At 59.3% G+C, this 16,974-nt stretch carries 16 protein-coding genes, 1 tRNA gene and 2 pseudogenes; 4 read left to right on the top strand and 15 right to left on the bottom strand.

All coding sequences use genetic code 11. The features are described 5' to 3' along the window. Window positions 1-2 precede the first annotated feature (2 nt). Entirely contained in the window at window positions 3-341 is a 339-nt protein-coding gene (locus H096_RS04145) for a hypothetical protein (RefSeq protein WP_033896941.1), read from the top strand. Here the strand turns inward: H096_RS04145 and sctU are convergent, their stop codons facing one another. The 11 genes and pseudogenes from sctU to H096_RS04090 all read right to left on the bottom strand — a co-directional run bounded on the left by sctU (window position 342) and on the right by H096_RS04090 (window position 10,479). After that, window positions 342-1,439, bottom strand: a complete 1,098-nt coding sequence (sctU, locus tag H096_RS04140; protein WP_033896939.1) for a type III secretion system export apparatus subunit SctU — start codon at window positions 1,437-1,439, stop codon at window positions 342-344. It abuts the gene before it with no gap. Further along, window positions 1,436-2,224 carry a type III secretion system export apparatus subunit SctT gene (gene sctT / locus H096_RS04135; RefSeq protein WP_033896938.1) on the bottom strand — a complete coding sequence of 263 codons (789 nt, stop codon included), beginning with the start codon at window positions 2,222-2,224 and terminating at the stop codon, window positions 1,436-1,438. Before sctT ends, sctU begins: the two co-directional genes overlap by 4 nt. A 10-nt stretch (window positions 2,225-2,234) precedes the next feature. Further along, window positions 2,235-2,498 (bottom strand): type III secretion system export apparatus subunit SctS, encoded by a 264-nt coding sequence (gene sctS, locus H096_RS04130; RefSeq protein WP_033896937.1) that lies wholly within the window; start codon window positions 2,496-2,498, stop codon window positions 2,235-2,237. Window positions 2,499-2,505: 7 nt separating this feature from the next. After that, entirely contained in the window at window positions 2,506-3,159 is a 654-nt protein-coding gene (gene sctR, locus H096_RS04125) for a type III secretion system export apparatus subunit SctR (protein WP_033896936.1), read from the bottom strand. After that, window positions 3,156-4,169, bottom strand: a complete 1,014-nt coding sequence (locus H096_RS04120; RefSeq protein WP_033896935.1) for a FliM/FliN family flagellar motor switch protein — start codon at window positions 4,167-4,169, stop codon at window positions 3,156-3,158. Before H096_RS04120 ends, sctR begins: the two co-directional genes overlap by 4 nt. Beyond that, window positions 4,166-4,432 carry a type III secretion system HrpP C-terminal domain-containing protein gene (locus H096_RS34810; RefSeq protein ID WP_346963004.1) on the bottom strand — a complete coding sequence of 89 codons (267 nt, stop codon included), beginning with the start codon at window positions 4,430-4,432 and terminating at the stop codon, window positions 4,166-4,168. Before H096_RS34810 ends, H096_RS04120 begins: the two co-directional genes overlap by 4 nt. 191 nt (window positions 4,433-4,623) lie before the next feature. Continuing rightward, window positions 4,624-5,049, bottom strand: a pseudogene (locus H096_RS04110) (YscO family type III secretion system apparatus protein); the annotation flags it as partial. Beyond that, window positions 5,036-6,394 carry a FliI/YscN family ATPase gene (locus H096_RS04105; protein ID WP_033896933.1) on the bottom strand — a complete coding sequence of 453 codons (1,359 nt, stop codon included), beginning with the start codon at window positions 6,392-6,394 and terminating at the stop codon, window positions 5,036-5,038. The pseudogene H096_RS04110 and the gene H096_RS04105, both read right to left, overlap by 14 nt. Continuing rightward, a complete protein-coding gene (locus H096_RS04100; protein WP_033897005.1) occupies window positions 6,391-7,290 on the bottom strand; it encodes an FHA domain-containing protein in 900 nt (299 codons plus the stop codon). Before H096_RS04100 ends, H096_RS04105 begins: the two co-directional genes overlap by 4 nt. 34 nt (window positions 7,291-7,324) lie before the next feature. Further along, window positions 7,325-9,418, bottom strand: coding sequence for a type III secretion system export apparatus subunit SctV (gene sctV, locus H096_RS04095; protein ID WP_033896932.1), 2,094 nt, complete (start codon window positions 9,416-9,418; stop codon window positions 7,325-7,327). Continuing rightward, complete coding sequence (locus H096_RS04090) at window positions 9,415-10,479, bottom strand: HrpJ domain-containing protein (RefSeq protein WP_033896931.1); 1,065 nt, start codon at window positions 10,477-10,479, stop codon at window positions 9,415-9,417. Before H096_RS04090 ends, sctV begins: the two co-directional genes overlap by 4 nt. 262 nt (window positions 10,480-10,741) lie before the next feature. Between H096_RS04090 and H096_RS04085 the strand changes: the two genes are divergently transcribed. From H096_RS04085 to H096_RS04075, 3 genes are all read left to right on the top strand, one after another. After that, complete coding sequence (locus H096_RS04085; protein WP_033896930.1) at window positions 10,742-11,293, top strand: RNA polymerase sigma factor; 552 nt, start codon at window positions 10,742-10,744, stop codon at window positions 11,291-11,293. Window positions 11,294-11,484: 191 nt separating this feature from the next. After that, window positions 11,485-11,561: transfer RNA gene (locus tag H096_RS04080), tRNA-Met, on the top strand. A 165-nt stretch (window positions 11,562-11,726) separates the two neighbouring features. Continuing rightward, a complete protein-coding gene (locus H096_RS04075) occupies window positions 11,727-12,965 on the top strand; it encodes a tyrosine-type recombinase/integrase (protein ID WP_032903968.1) in 1,239 nt (412 codons plus the stop codon). A 136-nt stretch (window positions 12,966-13,101) separates the two neighbouring features. Here H096_RS04075 and H096_RS34465 read toward each other — a convergent pair. The 4 genes and pseudogenes from H096_RS34465 to H096_RS04060 all read right to left on the bottom strand — a co-directional run. Beyond that, a pseudogene (locus H096_RS34465) lies at window positions 13,102-13,347 on the bottom strand (hypothetical protein); the annotation flags it as partial. Continuing rightward, entirely contained in the window at window positions 13,344-14,324 is a 981-nt protein-coding gene (locus H096_RS04070) for an integrase domain-containing protein (protein ID WP_033896929.1), read from the bottom strand. The pseudogene H096_RS34465 and the gene H096_RS04070, both read right to left, overlap by 4 nt. Beyond that, window positions 14,308-14,661: a hypothetical protein gene (locus tag H096_RS04065; RefSeq protein ID WP_033896927.1), complete on the bottom strand. Its 354-nt coding sequence runs from the start codon at window positions 14,659-14,661 to the stop codon at window positions 14,308-14,310. Before H096_RS04065 ends, H096_RS04070 begins: the two co-directional genes overlap by 17 nt. Then, complete coding sequence (locus H096_RS04060; RefSeq protein WP_032902229.1) at window positions 14,648-16,054, bottom strand: YfjI family protein; 1,407 nt, start codon at window positions 16,052-16,054, stop codon at window positions 14,648-14,650. The genes H096_RS04065 and H096_RS04060 overlap by 14 nt, the downstream gene beginning before the upstream one ends. Between the last annotated feature and the right edge of the window lie 920 nt (window positions 16,055-16,974).

Raw genomic sequence — 16,974 nt, 5'->3', positions numbered from 1 at the left:
AAATGCCCGACGACCCACGGCAGGTATTTTTCGACAACCTGGTGAGTGGCGCACCCGCTCACCTGCCCCTGGCGCCCGGCATCAAGGTTTGCGCACAACGCGCCGGCCAGCGACCAGGGTTGGCCCTGTGCATCGCGCGTGAGGCTTTGCAGGCCGGGCAATTGCAACGGGTGCTAGAGCGACGCTTTGAGCAGGCAGTCGCGTTCGATGGCTGCTTTATCTACCTCGACCCTCAGCATGCCCTGGTGATCTGGCATGCATTGCCGGCAACCACCAGCACGCTCGACAGAATCCTCAGCCGGATGCTGTCGCTGGCCACCCTGCAAGCCTTGGACACGTGATCAGCGTCGCTCAAGCTCGGGAAGCTCCAGGGTTTCGCGCTTGGCTTCATCATCGAGCTCACGCAGGGTTCGGTAAATCAGCGCCACGGCCTGCAAGGTTTCGCGTGGGATACCAGCGCCCAGTTTTTTCGTATAGAGCGTGCGCGCCAGCCAGACACACTGGATCACCGGCACGTCGGCCGCCTTGGCGCGGCGGATCAATGTGCGGGCTTCATCATCCGTACCTTTGCTCACCAACATCGGCAGTGGTGTCTTACCCGGACGGTAATACAGCGCGACGGCATAGTGCGTCGGGTTGACCACCAGCATGTCGGATTCCTCAAGCTTGGGCAGCTTGACCTTTGGTTCTTCCTGAGCCAACTGGTACGCCAACGAACGGCGTTGCCCTTTCACATGGGGGTCGCCCTCCATGTCCTTGTACTCTTTGACGACTTCCACTTGGGTCATACGCATGCGCTTGGCAAAAAAGTGCTTGGACAGGATCATGTCGACAAGCGCCAGCACCAGCAGCATGCCCAGGCACACGTGCAGCAGATGACGGAACAGCGCGATCAACGCCACGATGTAGCTTTGCAGGTCACTGGTGGCCAGGTTGATCAGCGTGCCCACTGCGGGCCAGATCACCACATACAGAATCAAACTGATAAGGAAGGCTTTCGCCACGCTCATCAGCAGGTTCATCAACTGCTGGGCAGAGAACATCTGCTTGACCTGACTGACGGGGTTGAGGCGATTGAAATCCATCTTCAAGGCCTCCGGCGCAAACAGCAGTCCGAACTGCATCCAACTGCTGATCAGCTTCGTGGTAATCGCGACCCCGGCCATCAACAGGGCAAATGAAAAGAACACCCCCAGCGCGTCGAACAGCACCTCCTCCAGCGCACGCGTGAAGGGCTGGTTCAGCCGTGACATCGGCAACAGCATCAATTGCTGGAAGCGTTGCAGGCTGGTCTCGGCGGTGGCCAAGGCAATTTCACTGATCGCTGTCAGCGCCAGCAGCTTTGCGACATCCTGGCTCTGGGCGACCTGGCCTTTCTTGCGTTGGTCACGCAGTTTCTTGGCGGACGCCGGGTGCTTTTTTTCGCCTGAGTCACTCATGGCACTGCGACCTTGAGCAAAACGCCCAATGAATGTTTAAGGTCGCCCAGCAGGCTTATACGCCCGACGATCAGATCCTGCAGCAGCGCAAAGTACAATAACAGGATGCCAATGCCCGCCAGGCTCTTGACCGGTGGCGCCAGGGTACTCACCTGTAACTGCTGGCTGTAGACCCCCAACAGTGCGATGCCGAACTCCAGCAACAGCAACACCGCAATAAAGGGGGCGGCATAGAGCATCATGTGGGTGAACGTATCCCCCAGCAGGCCGATAAACACATCAAAGCCGTTCGCCGCAGGCAGCGGAAACCACAGGGTGGGCGGCCAGATCAGGTAGCTGTCCCAGATCACCTGGGTCAGAGTGCCCAGGCCGAGACTGGTCATCAGCAGGAAAATCGCCAGTTGCTTGAACATATGCCCGATCGGCGTTGCATCCGGACCCAGCGAAGGGTTGAGTTGCCCGCCCGCCAAGGCACCCCGCTGGTTGTCCAGCAGCGCCCCCACTGACTCGAACATCCAGAACGGCATCGCCAGAAGCACCCCCAGTAAAATCCCCAGGGCCACCTCCTTGAGTACCAACGCAGCCAGCATGATTGCGGAGTAATCCTGGCTGGCTAATGCGGCATGAATTCCCGGTGCGGGCATCAATGCCATCACCATCACCAGGGTATGTCGCGGCATGCCCCGGATGTGTTGAAAACAGAACGCCGCCACCAGGATGCCGCAGGGGTAGATACGCGCCATGCCGATCAGCAGGCTGGGCAGGTATTCGAGATAGAGCAGCATGGGCAGGGCCTCAGTTCAGGGCCGAACGGCCGATCATTTCGAAGGTGAGGTTGATCAACTGGATCAACTCCACGCCAATCCAGCGGCCAGTCATGATCAGCGTGATACCCACGGCCACCAGCTTGATACCAAAGGGCAATGTCTGGTCCTGTACCTGCATCAATGCCTGCACGAGAGACGTCAACACCCCCACCACCACCGCCACGATCAACGGTGGCGCCGACAGCACCACCACCAACAACATGCCCTGCTTGAACAGCACGATAGGTTCCATATGGCACTCAGAGGTAGGAGAGGAACAGACTGTCGAGCAACCGAGACCAACCGGACACCATCACGAACAACAACAATTTGAGTGGCAGGGAAATAGTCATCGGCGAGACCATTTGCATGCCCAGCGACAGGAGCAGGTTGGAGACAATCAGGTCGATTACGATGAAGGGGATATAGATCAGAAAGCCGATCTCGAACCCCGCCTGCAGCTGCGATAACACGAAAGCCGGGATCACCAGGATCAAGTCTTCGCGCTGCACCTGCTCGGCCATCTGCGCAGGCCACAAGCGCTTGGAATTCTCCAACAGGTGCGTCAGCACATCCGGGTCGATGTTGCGCAGCATGAAGGCACGTAGCGGTTTGATCGCCTCACTGCCTGTCTGCAGAAGCATTTGCACGTTGCTCAAGTCCAAGGGTGAGGCTTTGACGTGTTCGGCGATTTCATACCCCACCGGGGCCATGATGAATAGCGTGGCCGCCAGCGCGATGCCATTGATGGCCATGCTGGGCGGCACCTGCTGCACACCGATGGCGTTGCGGGTGATCATCAGCACAATCACAATTTTCAGGAACGCAGTGCAGACGATCAACAGCATGGGCATCAATGACAATGCCGCCAGGAAGACCGCGAGAACTAAGGGATCCAGCCCTTGAAGGATCATCCGGCGAACATCACGCGGGACAACTGCAAGCCCAGGCGCCCGTCGACTTCCACCAACTGTCCCAGGCCGATCGGCCGGTCGCCGTAATAGAGACCCGCCATGCCGGGCGCATAACCGGCGACACCCAGTACGGCACCGGGGGCGAGGCTGCGCAACTCGCCCAGGGTGAGGTTCAGTGTTCCGCAGCGTATGTTCAACGCCATGCTCAACTCGTCGAAAGGTTCATGACCGAATACGTCCACAACGGGTTCATCTTCGTCATACCCCGAGTAGTCGGGAGCGATAAATTCTTCATCCATGGAGGTGCCCTCAATCGAAGTCAGTGTCAGACACAACGCGCCTGCGTCATCGTCAATACGCCCATGCAGCCGCTGCCTGCCAACCTGTACGTGGCCAGCGCCCTGGGCCTGGAAAAAATTCTGTTCTGGTATCAGCACATCCCCAGCCCGCAGGCCACGTACCTGTGCAATCGGTAATTGCAGGCGTCCAAGGGTCACGGCAATTGCCAGTTGAAACGACGCAGGCAACGGCGCGGCGTTGCTGCGCCACGACCCGGCATCACACAACGCGAGGAAGCTCTCGGCCGTCAGCCACAGATAGCCCATTGCCCGGGAGGCCCCCAGCGTCACGCTGAGTCGGCAACCAAACCCCTTGGGGCGCTCGACATCCAGCAGTCGCACATGGCCCATCAGTGTTTGCACCTGCGGGCTCAGGTGGTGTTGGAACAACCCCCAGAACCAGGAGTCCGGATCGTTGCCCGTCTTGGCCAAGGTCACCGGGCATTCGCCCAGCAGACTGAGCAAGGGACCAGCCTCGGCCAGCGCCAGCACCCCGCGTGCCGTTTCGAAGCACAATGACTGGCCCGCAGTGGGCGCACGACCCGGTTCGAGCCATAACTCACCACGCTGCCCCGCGACGTCGAAGGGCAAGCGCAAGCCGCGCCCGAGACGACGGCGTGCGGCAACTATGTCGCCACTGACCCGAGGCAGCGGCACTGCCGGAATCATCATGCAGCCCCGATAGAGGGAAGCAGCAGGCTGACCGTTTGCCCCAACGATTGTGTAAAGCGGTCCTCAACCTGTTGCCGCACGCCATTCAGCCAGCGCGCCGTCGCATCATCTTGTGCGTCCAGGTCGATACTCCAGGCGTTCTGTTCACGGCGCACACTGGCGTTGATCCGCCCCAGGCGAGGCAAGTACAACACCGCCTGCAGCGGCCACTGCGACGCGGCCTGCAGGCGAGGTACCAGTTGCTCGGCCAGCGCCTCGATCATCGCCGCAGCGCCCGACGCCTTGGTTCCCGATAGCTGAGGCCCTGCCCCAGAGCCCTCCCCCTCATCCGCCCACAACTGGGAAAACAATCGCGTCAGCTCTGCAGGCAGGACGCCCACCATTGCGGGCTCTCGCTCCTCTCGTCTGTCACGCGGGCGTGGACGCTCGGCGGGTTTATCTGAAACCTGGGCCATGTCGGCTCCTGCGCCAGTAAAAGAGATAACTCCTGAAGTTTTTCCACCTGTCGCAGGCAGGCGGTGACCTGCATTTGGGCTCTGCCGACGCAGGTCTGTCGTTCTTCCTGCTGGCCCTGCAAGGCTTCCAATTGCCCCATGCCCCGCCGGGTATTGGCCGATAAGGAACGTTCCTGCGCGCCCCAGGACTTCAGCGCCTGCAGGTTCAATACCTGGCCCTGGTGCTCACTGAGCAACTGGGCGCTTCGTTCAGCCTCATCACGCCGGATCTGCTCAAGTGCAGCCTCGGCCTGGCGGATATTGGCAAGCAGGGCCTGCTGGGCCCGCCTCGCCTCACGCAAGGCACGCTCAGCCCGGTCTGCCCGGTGCCGGCGCAGGCGGCGCAGTGTCTCGACTTCGCCGAGCAGCCCATCAGAATGGGACATAGGCCGTCAGCTCCTTGAGTTGCTCAAGCGTCGTCGCCATCGGCGCAGGCTCGCGCAAGTCCTGGCGCAGGAAATTATCCACCGCCTGGCGACTGTCCACCGCCAGGTCGGTCAAGGCATCGCTGCCGGGCTGGTATTCCCCCAGCTTGAGCATCAGTTCGATCTGCTGATAGGCCGACAACAAGCGTCGCAACGCCGTGCCCGCCTGGATATCCACAGGCTCGGCGACGTTGCTCAGGATCCGCGAGAGGCTCGCCAGCACATCCACGGCGGGATAGTGCCCACGCTCCGCCAACTTGCGAGACAACACGATGTGGCCGTCGAGCAACGAGCGCACTTCATCGGCCACTGGATCGTTCATGGAGTCCTGCTCGATCAACACGGTGTAGATCGCCGTGATCACCCCCTCACGGGTCAACCCGGCGCGCTCTACAAGGCGCGGCAGCAGGCTGTACACAGAAGGCGGCAGGCCACCGCGGCCGAGAGGTTCGCCGGCAGCCAGGCCGATCTCGCGTTGGGCCCTGGCGAATCGGGTGAGGGAGTCGATCAGCAGCAGCACTCGCTTGCCCTCACGCCGAAAACCCTCAGCCAATGCCGTGGCCGTAAAGGCTGCACGGGCTCGCTCCATGCTGGAACGGTCGGACGTGGCGCACACCAGTACGGCCTTGGAACGCAGTTGCTCATCGAGTTCATGATCGAGGAATTCACGCAGTTCCCGACCCCGCTCGCCGATCAGGCCGAACACGATGACATCGCACTCCACGTTACGAGCGATCTCGGCCAACAAGGTGGTCTTGCCGCAACCGGCCCCGGCGAACAGGCCCACGCGCTGGCCTTCACCCAGCGTCAACAGGCCATCGATCGAACGCACGCCGGTGGCTAACGCGCGGTTGATGCGCGGTCGATCAGTCGGCAACGGCGCCTCACACAACACGGCGCTGGAGTCCGGCGAGTCAGCCTCGACAAACGCACTCGGACCTTCTCCCGTGATCGGTCGCCCGAAGCCGTCCAGCACCTGGCCCAGCAAAGCCTCGCTGACCTGCACCCGATGCGAGACCCCAAGACGCTCCACCCCCGCGCCCACCTGCACGCCTTCCAGATTGCCCAGGGCGCTGAGCACCGCGTCCTGCTGATCAAAACCGATGATCTCGGCCAGCATGTAGTCGCCCTGCTTTTTCTCGACCCGACACAGATCACCAATACGCGCTTGAGGCAGCCGACACTGCAACAACATGCCATTGACGCGCTGGATGCGCCCCCGCATGGTCACCGGTGCGAAGGTGGCCAGCGATTGGACCTGGCGTTGCTGCCAGGCTTCCAGGCGTGCTTGCAGTTCCGCACTCACCAGCGCACCTCATAGCGCTGTACGCCATCGAACACCACCTTGCTGTTGTCGATCAGCACCAGGCGCAGGCCGTCGACTTCATCCCCGACAAACAGGCGGCTGCCCTCCTCCAGGACCACGTGACCATTGGGCCCGCCCACGATCTGCACAATCTTGAACGGCAACGTCCCATCGCGTGCGCGCACACGGCTGATCACCGGCACGGCGCTGTCGAACTGCTCGCCAAAACGGCTGAGCATGCGTGCGACCAGCTCAACATCATCCTGTGAGACGTCCCCACTGAGCGCGACCTGCCCATTGATCACTTGCAAACTGACGCGCTGGTTCAATTCACGTTCGCCGAGCATCTTCAACAACTGCTGGCGGACCTCAAACGGTGAGGCCAGTTCGTGCTTTTGCACCACAGGCGGCATCAGCGAGGCCTGGGCCTCAGGCTTCCCGGTGGACGCCATGCCCACCACAATGAAGATCACCGTCACCACCAGCACCAGCGTAATCAGACGCTTCTGCTGAGCGTGCGAAATGGCCGACAACTTAAGCACCGGCACCGGCTCACTGACCCGTGGCGACACCTCCGGTGCAGAGGCTGCAGCCTGGGGCCAGGGCTCATCGGCCAACGTGACGCACAACCGTACGTTGCCCACCAAAAACGTGGCGTTCAGCGCCAGATGCGCAATCTGCGCCAGCACCTGACCCTCTGCATCCTCCAGCAACCCGGCCTCAGCCTGCACCGACCAGTTCGAGTCGATGAGTCGCAGCCGGGCATGCTGCTCGGCGACGCCTGGATCGCTTAGCACCAGGTCAGCATCGGCGTGGGCACCGATGCTCCACTGCTCTCCGAACAAGGGCAGCGCAGCCCCCTGATGCCGCCCATCAAGCACTCGCAATTCAAACATCAGCGAGCCCTCCAGGCCTGACATAGCCAAGTCTTCATGCCACTGCACCACGCATCAACTCGTCCTGGGCCAGGTCGAAGCGCCCCAGCACCTTGACCTTGGAAGAGCTGCCCAGCTCAGCGAAGGACAGCACCGGCACGTGGTTGAACTCCTCCAGCAACAGCGTGCGCAGCGGGCTGCGCAAGTCCTGTGCGACCAGCATCACGCTCTTGAGTTTGGGGCGAACGGGAAAGGCTTGATTGAGCAGGCTGACCAACGCCGCGCTGTGTTCGTCATCGAGGGCGAAGAACACCCCGGTCTGGGTCTGGCGCAGCGCCTCACGCAGGATGTTTTCAGTGTGCGGCGACAGCAACCAGGCATGCAGGCCGTCAGCTTCGCTGTACTGGTGGTAGATCTGTGCCTTGAGCGCAATGCGCGCGTAGTCGGCGAGCGCGTCCGGCTCGCGTTCATGCTGGCCGTACTCGATCAGCGACTCAACGATCAGCCGTACGGCGCGCAACGGCACACCCTCGCTGGCCAGGCGTTGCAGTACTGCCGAAAAACGCGACAGTGGCATGATCCGCTGCAGTTCCTGGACCAGTTCCGGTTGGTTGTGCTCCAGCCAACTGAGGATCGACTTGCTCTCCTGGATCCCCAGGAACTGCGGCCCGCTGAGCATCATCGCCTGCTTCATGCGCTCAACGATCAGGCTCGCCGAGGTGAAGCGCTCCAACTGCGGGTCATCGAGCAGCGGATCATCCGGTGCCAGCCATAGCCAATCCTGTTCATCGCGCTCCACCAATCCTGGAATGGCATGTGCCGGCTCAACCGTCAGCGCTTTACGCTCCACCGCCACATGGCTGACCACCGATGCCTTGACCATGGGCACTTCGTGGACACAGAAGCGCATTTCGTCGTCGTCCAGTGAGTCGTCGAGTTCCACCTCGAACGGTGGCAGCGTCAAGCCGATATTGGCGACCAGTGCATTTCGGGCCTGGCGGATCGAGTGAACAAGATCCGTCACCTCAGGCGTCCCCCGTAGCACCGGGGAGAATTGCAGCAAGTAGGGCCTCGACGGATCAAACCCACGCAAGTCCTCACGCCCGTTCTCTTCAGGACGCACCGTTTCGGCGGTTTCTGCAGCAGGTTGCTCCTGCCGTTGACGCTGGCGCATCAGGTAGTACCCCAGGCTGCCAGTGACCAGCGCGATGAGGATAAACACTCCAGTGGGCATGCCGGGTACCGCGGCAAAGGCGAGCATACCCACCGAGGCGATCATCCAACTCTTGGGCTCGCTGGTCATTTGCCGGGCAATTTCGGCGCCCATGTTGCTGGCGCCCTTGCGTCCGTCCGGCGCCACACGGGTGATGATCATGCCGGCGGTGAGGGAAATAAGCAGCGCCGGGATCTGGGCGATCAGGCCGTCGCCGATGGTCAATACCGAGTACAGCGTAATGGACTCGGAAGCACTCAAGCCGTGCTGAAACATGCCGGAGGAAAAACCACCCAGCAAGTTCACCACAACGATGATCAGGCCCGCGATGGCGTCGCCTTTGACGAACTTCATGGCCCCGTCCATGGCCCCGAACAGTTGGCTCTCTCGGGACAATTGCTCCCGTTTGTCCCGCGCTTGCATGCCGTCAATCAAGCCAGCCCGCAAGTCGCTGTCGATGGACATCTGCTTGCCGGGCATCGCATCCAGGCTGAAACGCGCGGCCACTTCGGCCACCCGCTCCGAGCCCTTGGTGATGACCAGGAAGTTGACCAGGGTCAGGATCAGGAAGATCACCATCCCCACGGCGAGGTTGCCACCAACCACAAAGTTGCCGAAGGCCTCGACGATGTCTCCGGCGTCCTGCTCCAGCAGGATCAGGCGTGTCGTGGCAATCGACAGAGACAGGCGAAACATGGTGGTCAACAGCAGGATCGACGGGAACGAAGAGAACGCCAGGGGGCCTGGCAGGTACAACGCCAACACGATCAACAGGCATGAGATGCAGATGTTGAGCGCGATCAGGATGTCCACCAGCCAAGTGGGCAGCGGTACGATAAAAATGAACACGATGGCCATCACCACCACGGCGCCCAGCACTTCTGCGCGTTGCGCGACCTTGAGCAGAAAACCGTTGATGGCCGAAAGCGCTGTCACGCCATGACCCCCAGCTCACCGGGAAAACGCGCGGGGCCACGCGTCATCCGGTCCAGCTCACCGATCACCGCCAGAAAGCCACGCAAGGTTTCTTCGCGTACCCGACCGTCGAGCCATATCGCCAAAGGCAATTGCTGGAATAACGGGTAAAGGGAATTCAGGGCCACTAATTGCTGGAGTTTCGACGCGCTCCCTAAATCGCTGCCTAACCGTAGGATTTCGCTAGCCGAAATGCCACTCCCGGCAACCACCAGCAGGCGCTGGAGCAGGCTCAAGGCGTCGTGATCACTACCCAGGCGGTGCAGCAGCGCGTGACAACCGGACAACACCCCGCTGAGCCGCATACAGCTCTGCAGGCCCTGCAGCAAAGTGAGCAACAGAGGTGAGGGTCTCATTGGCCTCTCGGCAGCAATATCATTCGCCAAAACCTTTTGCATCACCTTGATCCCGCTGGTGAACGCTTCACCGCCGTACAGACCCAACAGGGACTGCATCATCGTCGCCAACGATTGGCGCGCGACCACATTGGAGTAATAGAGCGTTCGCAGCACGCCCAACTCCTTTGGGTCTACCTCGCCTTTCTGCAGCGCGGCAGCGACTTTCAGGCCTACTTGGATCTCTCCTTCGAAGCGAACCTCCAGCCTGGCCATTGCATCGCGTGCCAAGACCGCTTCGGACGGACGCGACTCAGTCTCAGCCTGGTCCCGCACATTTTTGAGCACCAAAAACGCGCGTGCGGGATCGCCCTCAAAGATCTCCAGCAACTTCCCAACGTCTGCCCGCTGCCGCAATGCTTCCCGGACCATCAGCGACACCAATGCCAGCGTCTTCTTGACCGGATGGCCCAACTGACGATACAGGGCGTCGAGATGCTTGATCTCAAGCACGCGCAGGTTCAACTTCCGCTCGCCCAGCGGTCGGCTGTTGGCGTCCACTTCCTGATTGAACAAAAGCGCAAGTTCGTCCACGCCGTTTGTCGGGGCTGGCGTGGAGGTCTGGTTGACAGCGGGCTCATCCGGGCGCTGGACCGTTTGCACATCGGGGGAGGATTCGACTTTCATGGACAGACCTGAACAGGAAGAGTGTTTCCCTGTGTGGCAAGGCCAGCGCAAATGGTTCCAAAAAGTCAGATCACACGAAAAGTTTGAAAAGACTTGCACAGACCTTCAAGGCTCTATGCAAAGGGCTGCACGAAAAAATACATTTCAAAAAAAATTATCGATATAAATCAGAAAGTTATGAAAATTATTTTCTTGGCATAGCCAGTGCAAAAGGGGTTCCCGTCGACACCTTTTCGACTGCGTCTACACCAAGGAAACATTCATGAATATCCCTATTGAAGCTTTAGCGCACCTCGTTGGCAGCTCGCCTCAATTCATGCTTCACCTGACAGACGACCAGCAAAAAAAACTGCGGCGCTTCATTCATAAGCGCGTACTCAACCCGGAAGATGCGGATGATCTTCTGCAATTGACTTACCTGGAAGCCTGGCGCAACCGAGAGCGTTTCAGCGGTAATGCCACGCTCAGTACGTGGATGTGCGGTATCGCGCAAAACCTGATCCGCAATCACTTCAGGCGCTTGTACGCCAAGCCCGTGCATTGCGAGTTTGATGAGTCGCTCTGGCACGGCCAGGAGGACAACCACAATCTGGATTGGGAGTTTGAGGTCAACCGTCGCCTGGAAAAAACCCTGAGCGCTATCGATCATCTGCCGACGGAAATGCGCAAGACGCTGTACGCCTCACTGGAAACCGACGGCAGCTATCAGGACACCGCCGACGCGCTGGACATTCCTATCGGCACCGTGCGCTCACGCCTGTCACGGGCCCGCGAGCAGCTCAAACGCGCCACGCACAGTCCGAAACTCCCTTAGCATCAGTGCACGCGTTGAGCGGCAGGGATATCTGCTCAACGCGATCACATTTTGCGGGGCCTCGGCAGGGCGAATACTGATCCACTCGTCGCCAGATCCGCTGATTTCGCTTAAACAGTTGAAAGCGTAGATAAAAATTCAAAATAAATACTTGACGCATTCCCGTTCTACGCGAATAATGCGCGCCACTTGGCTACATAGCTCAGTTGGTTAGAGCATAGCATTCATAATGCTGGGGTCCGGGGTTCAAGTCCCTGTGTAGCCACCAAGTACCGATTTATAGAGATCCAAGGATGTCTATAAATTACCTCAAGAAGCCCGCCTCGTGCGGGCTTTCTTGTATCTGGACGTCCAAGCTGGTCCACCTACATCCTTCACATCTTGTATGCCTCCATGTATGCTTCAATAAAAATTGAACTGGAGGCATACACGAGTGAAACGCAGCGATATTAAACGCCGTCCTCTCTCCGATACCGCACTAGTCAATCTCGCTCCCGAAGCGGGGGCCTACCGTGAGCTAGACAGCTCGGGGCTGTATTTCAGAGTAAAGCCTAACGGGCAGAAGTCGTGGGAGTTGCGCTATAAGAAGCCCGACGGCAAATGGTCGTGGCTCGGGCTTGGCGGTTACCCAGAAGTCAGCGGCGCCCTTGCTCGGCAAAAAGCTGCTGAATTGAGATCGGATGCAGCAGAAGGCAAAAATCCGATAGCCTCCAAGAAAGCTAGAAAAGCTGCGGAGATAGCAGCAACAAACGAAACCTTTGAAGTCTTGGCTCGTGAATGGCATACGTCTCGCTTGGCTGGCTGGGATGTCGGCACAGCAAAAAGAGTCCTTGGAGCCTTGGAACGCCACGTGTTCCCTCTTGTCGGAAAACGTCCTTATGTCTCCATCATGTCGATGGAATGGATGGAGCTTTTGAGAGGGCTCGAACGTCAGGGAATCCTCGAGCAGATGAGTCGCGTGAGGGCTTACTGCAAAGACATCTACGACCTGGCTCGCGTAACCGGCAGGGCGATGAACAACCCCTTAGAGGGGGTTCATAAATTTCTGTCATCGGGAAAGGCCGAGAACTACGCCCATGTCTCCCTGGAAGAACTTCCCGCACTGCTCAGAGCAATACGATCATACCCACACGCCAGGGATATCCAGCTTGGCCTCCAACTGCTTACTCTCATGGCTGTCCGCCCCAGCGAGCTTCGAGAGGCATACTGGGCTGAGTTCGACTTTGACAAACGGCTTTGGACCATCCCCGTTGAACGCAAAGGCCGTAAAAAAGGGCGTGAACACCTTGTACCACTCTGCAAGCAGGCACTAAGCGCTCTTACTGAACTAAGGAAAATCACGGGAGCGTACCCATTGCTGTTCCCTGGTCGAAGTGATCGAACCAAGCCTCGCAGCGATACCGTTTTTCTGATGGCGCTAAGGCGCCTTGGTTACGAAGGACGACAGACCGGACATGGCTTCCGTCATATTGCAAGCACCGTACTCAACGAGCACGGTTTTCCAGCGGACCACATTGAAGCCCAGCTCAGTCACAAGCCGTCAGGTGTCCGAGGGATCTATAACAAGGCTCAGTACCTGGAGCAACGTACGACAATGATGCAGTGGTACGCCGATTATCTTGACGGGCTTGAACAGGAAATATCAGAGCCGTATAAAACTACGGCCTCTTAGCTTCTTGCCCAGTGAAGAGAGTCCGCAGAGCGTCCTGATAGGCTTAGCTTGAAGTCGACCATTTAGGTTGCGGGATGCCACAGCTTGGTGAGCATTTATCCAAATTGAGCTGACTGTCAGCTTTAATACTTTCACACCGCCTACGAATTAGCGCTGTTGTTAACTCGTAATAGTAGACGGTAGCTGGAGCTGAGCATCGCAGGTAGTGCTTCAGAAACCATCTCACGTGCTTTTCTCTCCAGGACCAGGGCGTCGCGCAACCCCAACGCTCACGAATCGCCTCGTGCATCCTTTCTGCTTGCCTGATGTGCCGCTGCCGCGTGGCATGCGCACCTTTAAGCAGAGGGCTCAAAAACAACTCCATATCGAACTCGGACTTCATCGATGACCTCCGATGTAGGCACTCACAACGTCGATGCGGTTATGCCCCAACTCGTGGCTGATCTGCTGGCGTGCACACTGATCGAGTGCTCGATCCTCTCGATGACAACGACCGCCATTGATGGGCGCGGAGAAGCCGGTCAGTTGCTCATAGCGCTCACAGGCGTAAGCCGCCCGCAGCTCATGAAAACCTTTCAATCCATGCTCATGCAGAATGTCCCGTGCCGGTCGCACAACTACCTGCATAAAGTCTTTGTAGCTTTCGTCGGGCGCCAACAAATTCCGGCTGCCATTGGGTGAGTTCGCGCTGGCCCAATCCAGGGCATCGCGAACTTGATCCGTTACCGTAATCCAGCGCGGTGCCGATGCGCCTGATCGACCGCCTTTGGTGCCATCCTGGATGTTGATCTTGCCCAGTTGCCGACCCTCACGTTGCAGTCGGGGCAGATCGGCCAGGATCGCTTCGCGCAGGCGCATACCAGTCTCACGGGCGAGGAGCACAATGGCACTCACCCTCGATTGCTGACGATCTGACAGAGTCCGCGCGATCAACTCGACCTGCGCACGGTCTTGGCCTTGCGGAGCCTCACTACGCACGCTTGAGCGCTGCAAGCCAAGCGCCTTACTCGGACTCGGGATTTTGACGTACTGATCACCGCGCAGCGCGGCCATCGTTCGGTTCACGCTGGACAGTCGGTTCTGCGCGGTGGCAATGCCGACGTTGCCCTGATCAACCTGCTCCCGCACGTGGACGGCGTACCGCATGAGGATCTCGCGGTCTATCTGGCGCGCGTCGTTGACCCTCGGCCCTTCATCGGATCGACACCAATGCACGAACGCCTGCCAGCGATCACTATGGGCTTTGACGGTAGCAAAATGGCCGTCGCCAAACAGGTCTTTCAGTGCTTGCGGTCCAGCATAGCTAAGCTGGCGACCGAAGCCGAAATTGCGCCCCGCTCGCTTACCGACCCGAGCCATTTTTCTGTTCCTGATCGACTGCCGCGAGATCATGCAAAAGGGCTCGCCAGTGCGCACTTACAATCGCGAACTGAGCCCAATCAGTCGGGCGAAAACACAGCGTGTTGTCAGTGACGTAGAGATGCACGCCCTGCTCTTTCAACAACTGAATGATGGCTGTCGTCGAGGTGATAGTTTTACGGGTGGTGGCGACACCGGCGACAGCGGCGACATCCCTTGCCCTGCTTGGCTTTGAGCGTGGCGACAAAGTGGCGACAGTAGCGGCGACAAATTGCGCTTTCGGCTCCTTTTCGCGCTGAGCCAGATGGTTGCGCAGCGCTTCATCAAGATTGAACATGGCGCACCTCGAAGGTGTGGCCGTCGGTGATGAGCCACTGATGATCAATCAACTCGACCAGCAGCTTGGCGGCATGACGACTGCTCTTGCGGGCAAAGCGGGGACCGTTGCGATTCAATTCACGAATACTGAAACGCTTCCAATCTTTGACCTGTAGCCATCGCAGCAGCCGGTCTGCCTCCTCTTTTACTCGACACACTGGCTCCTGCTCAGTCAGGCGCTGGATCTCGGTGAGGTAGTAGCCGACTAAAGCGGAGGCACGCTGGATATGGTCGACCTCCACGGCGCTGCTCTCCTCCACAACTGCAAGAATGCCGGCGACGCGCAGCAGGTTATCGGCGGCCTTTGATCCGCTGGGCCGTACGCTGGCCAGCTCGCCAAACTCCCCCAGCTGAGCTTCGATAGCATCATGCAAATCAATCCAGCGACGGCGGGCCAACGGACTGAGGGTCAGCGGTGACAGCTGCAGAGCACCGTCAGCGGAAAGTGACCAAGGCTTATGAAACAGGGCCGAAAGGCGGTGGTGATATCGCTTTAGGACGGCGTCTTTCGACAAGTCGACAGCCTGATAGCTACGTTGTCCAGCCAGGCTGGTGGGCCAGGTCATCAGGCAGCGTCCGAGGATGCCTTGCCCCTGGAGCAACGGATCACTTAGTAACTGTATGGCCAAGTACGGTTGCAACATCAGGTGCAGGCTCACGCGTCGGTCATAGGCTCGCAGGCTTTCACCTGCCATGGAGCGCGCGCGATCTATCGGACTGCCATCCCAGAGTGACGACAAGGTTGTTACCGCTTTCAAGCGGTTATCCCGACTCATGGTGCTGCTACCGAGGAATTGTCCACCCTCATCACAGAACAGCCCCATGCTAGGCAGGTCATGACAAAGCCCCTTCACTAGGGCCTCGATAGTCGGGTCCGTGGTGATCAGCCGAGGGGCTGAGGGCTCCGCTTCGAGTGACATTCCGTTCGCGGACTCAGGATCGGCAGGCTTGATACGCTGCGCCTGTCGCTGTGCGGCACGGTACCGGGTAAGTTGTTCGCGATAGCGCTGCCACTGCTCACGCTCCCATTGCCGTGCTGGCAGCAATGCACATCGATCTGCCGCCGTTTTACGATCCCCTGACGCGGCCACCGTGATCAGGTACAGCGACAGCGGATAACTGCGCCCGTCGAGCTGTAAGCCCGCATGACCTTGAGTGGCCAGAGCCGAGGCAGCCAACATCGATTGTGCGGCCAGTGCTTGGGGCACGCCGATGACCTCGGCCATGCGCTCTACCGCAGGCCCAAGAATTCCACCCAGTGCCTGCACCGGATAAGCCTGGGCGACGGGATTCGACTCAATCAGCGGTCGAGGTCGTCGTGGTTGTTCAAGCTTCGGATCTAACTGCTGCATGGGCCCTCTCCTCGTTCATTGCTGGTTGCCCTCACGTAGTCCCGCCACGGATGTTGAGTGTTATCAGGGATCAAGGCCCCTGCGGCCTGTGAGGTGTTCACTGACGCGGAACGCACGGCTCCTTACGACCGGGAGCGAGGGCATAAACCCATGAATCTGGCCTCCTTAGACGCATCCGAAGATGCGGGCGGGTGGAGGCTGTGCCGACTGACGAGTTCGGCACCTAGAGATCCTGGGTGAGAGAAGGCAACAACATCGACATCTGGCGCATGCCTGACTGTCAGTCAGGTGCAGCCTTTCCATAGGTTGCGGCACCAGTGGCTGTGTCGTTGTGGATGGCGACGAATCGGATTTGTCAGGCCGATTGTCACGAGGAGAGTTGCGGCAATGCCTTGTACGACGTGGCTTGCAGCAGTGGTACGAGCGCCCGTCTCTTTCCAGGAGAAAGAGACGGGCGCAGTCTGGCGCAGCGAGGTGTGCAGAGAGGTGAGGTTGCTGCAGCGCAGCGAGGTAGGTCCATCGTCTGCCGCAGTGGACAGATCAGTCGAGTAGGCATCCATCACTCTTGGGGAGTGACCGTGCGAACCGCCGGACGCTAATCGCACTTGGGGAAGAACCATCACGCAAGTGGCGTAGCCTTGAAGGTTCTGGCTACCTGGGCAGGTGCTGTCAACGACAGCGATCCATGCGCCAATTTTTATACCCACTCGAAAAGACGGTCAAGCGTCACGGCCAAAGCGTGCAAAAAGTGGCGACTGTCGCCACTTTTGTCGCCACGCTGCAGGGCATGTCCGACGTGGGTTGTCGCCGGTGTCGCCGGTGTCGCCACTGCTCTAGCCATGACCACGGCAAGATCCGTTCTTACAATGTGGCTGCGGATTGCATGACTATCCGGACACCCATTCCACCGACATCTGGAC

It is taken from the genome of Pseudomonas sp. FH1, assembly GCF_000510895.2.
Lineage (GTDB): Bacteria > Pseudomonadota > Gammaproteobacteria > Pseudomonadales > Pseudomonadaceae > Aquipseudomonas > Aquipseudomonas azotoformans_A.
Note: the sequence above shows the minus strand (reverse complement) of the source record. Positions and strands in the feature narration are given on the sequence as shown.

Bases quoted from the DNA above. Each gene is read 5' to 3' on its own strand.
- H096_RS04145 (WP_033896941.1), top strand. From the start codon at position 3: ATGCCCGACGACCCACGGCAGGTATTTTTCGACAACCTGGTGAGTGGC.
- H096_RS04070 (WP_033896929.1), bottom strand. From the start codon at position 14,324: ATGGCTCGGGTCGGTAAGCGAGCGGGGCGCAATTTCGGCTTCGGTCGC.
- H096_RS04085 (WP_033896930.1), top strand. From the start codon at position 10,742: ATGAATATCCCTATTGAAGCTTTAGCGCACCTCGTTGGCAGCTCGCCT.
- sctT (WP_033896938.1), bottom strand. From the start codon at position 2,224: ATGCTGCTCTATCTCGAATACCTGCCCAGCCTGCTGATCGGCATGGCG.
- H096_RS04100 (WP_033897005.1), bottom strand. From the start codon at position 7,290: ATGTTTGAATTGCGAGTGCTTGATGGGCGGCATCAGGGGGCTGCGCTG.
- H096_RS04060 (WP_032902229.1), bottom strand. From the start codon at position 16,054: ATGCAGCAGTTAGATCCGAAGCTTGAACAACCACGACGACCTCGACCG.
- sctR (WP_033896936.1), bottom strand. From the start codon at position 3,159: ATGATCCTTCAAGGGCTGGATCCCTTAGTTCTCGCGGTCTTCCTGGCG.
- H096_RS04090 (WP_033896931.1), bottom strand. From the start codon at position 10,479: ATGAAAGTCGAATCCTCCCCCGATGTGCAAACGGTCCAGCGCCCGGAT.
- sctS (WP_033896937.1), bottom strand. From the start codon at position 2,498: ATGGAACCTATCGTGCTGTTCAAGCAGGGCATGTTGTTGGTGGTGGTG.
- H096_RS34810 (WP_346963004.1), bottom strand. From the start codon at position 4,432: ATGATCGAGGCGCTGGCCGAGCAACTGGTACCTCGCCTGCAGGCCGCG.
- sctU (WP_033896939.1), bottom strand. From the start codon at position 1,439: ATGAGTGACTCAGGCGAAAAAAAGCACCCGGCGTCCGCCAAGAAACTG.
- H096_RS04120 (WP_033896935.1), bottom strand. From the start codon at position 4,169: ATGATGATTCCGGCAGTGCCGCTGCCTCGGGTCAGTGGCGACATAGTT.
- H096_RS04065 (WP_033896927.1), bottom strand. From the start codon at position 14,661: ATGTTCAATCTTGATGAAGCGCTGCGCAACCATCTGGCTCAGCGCGAA.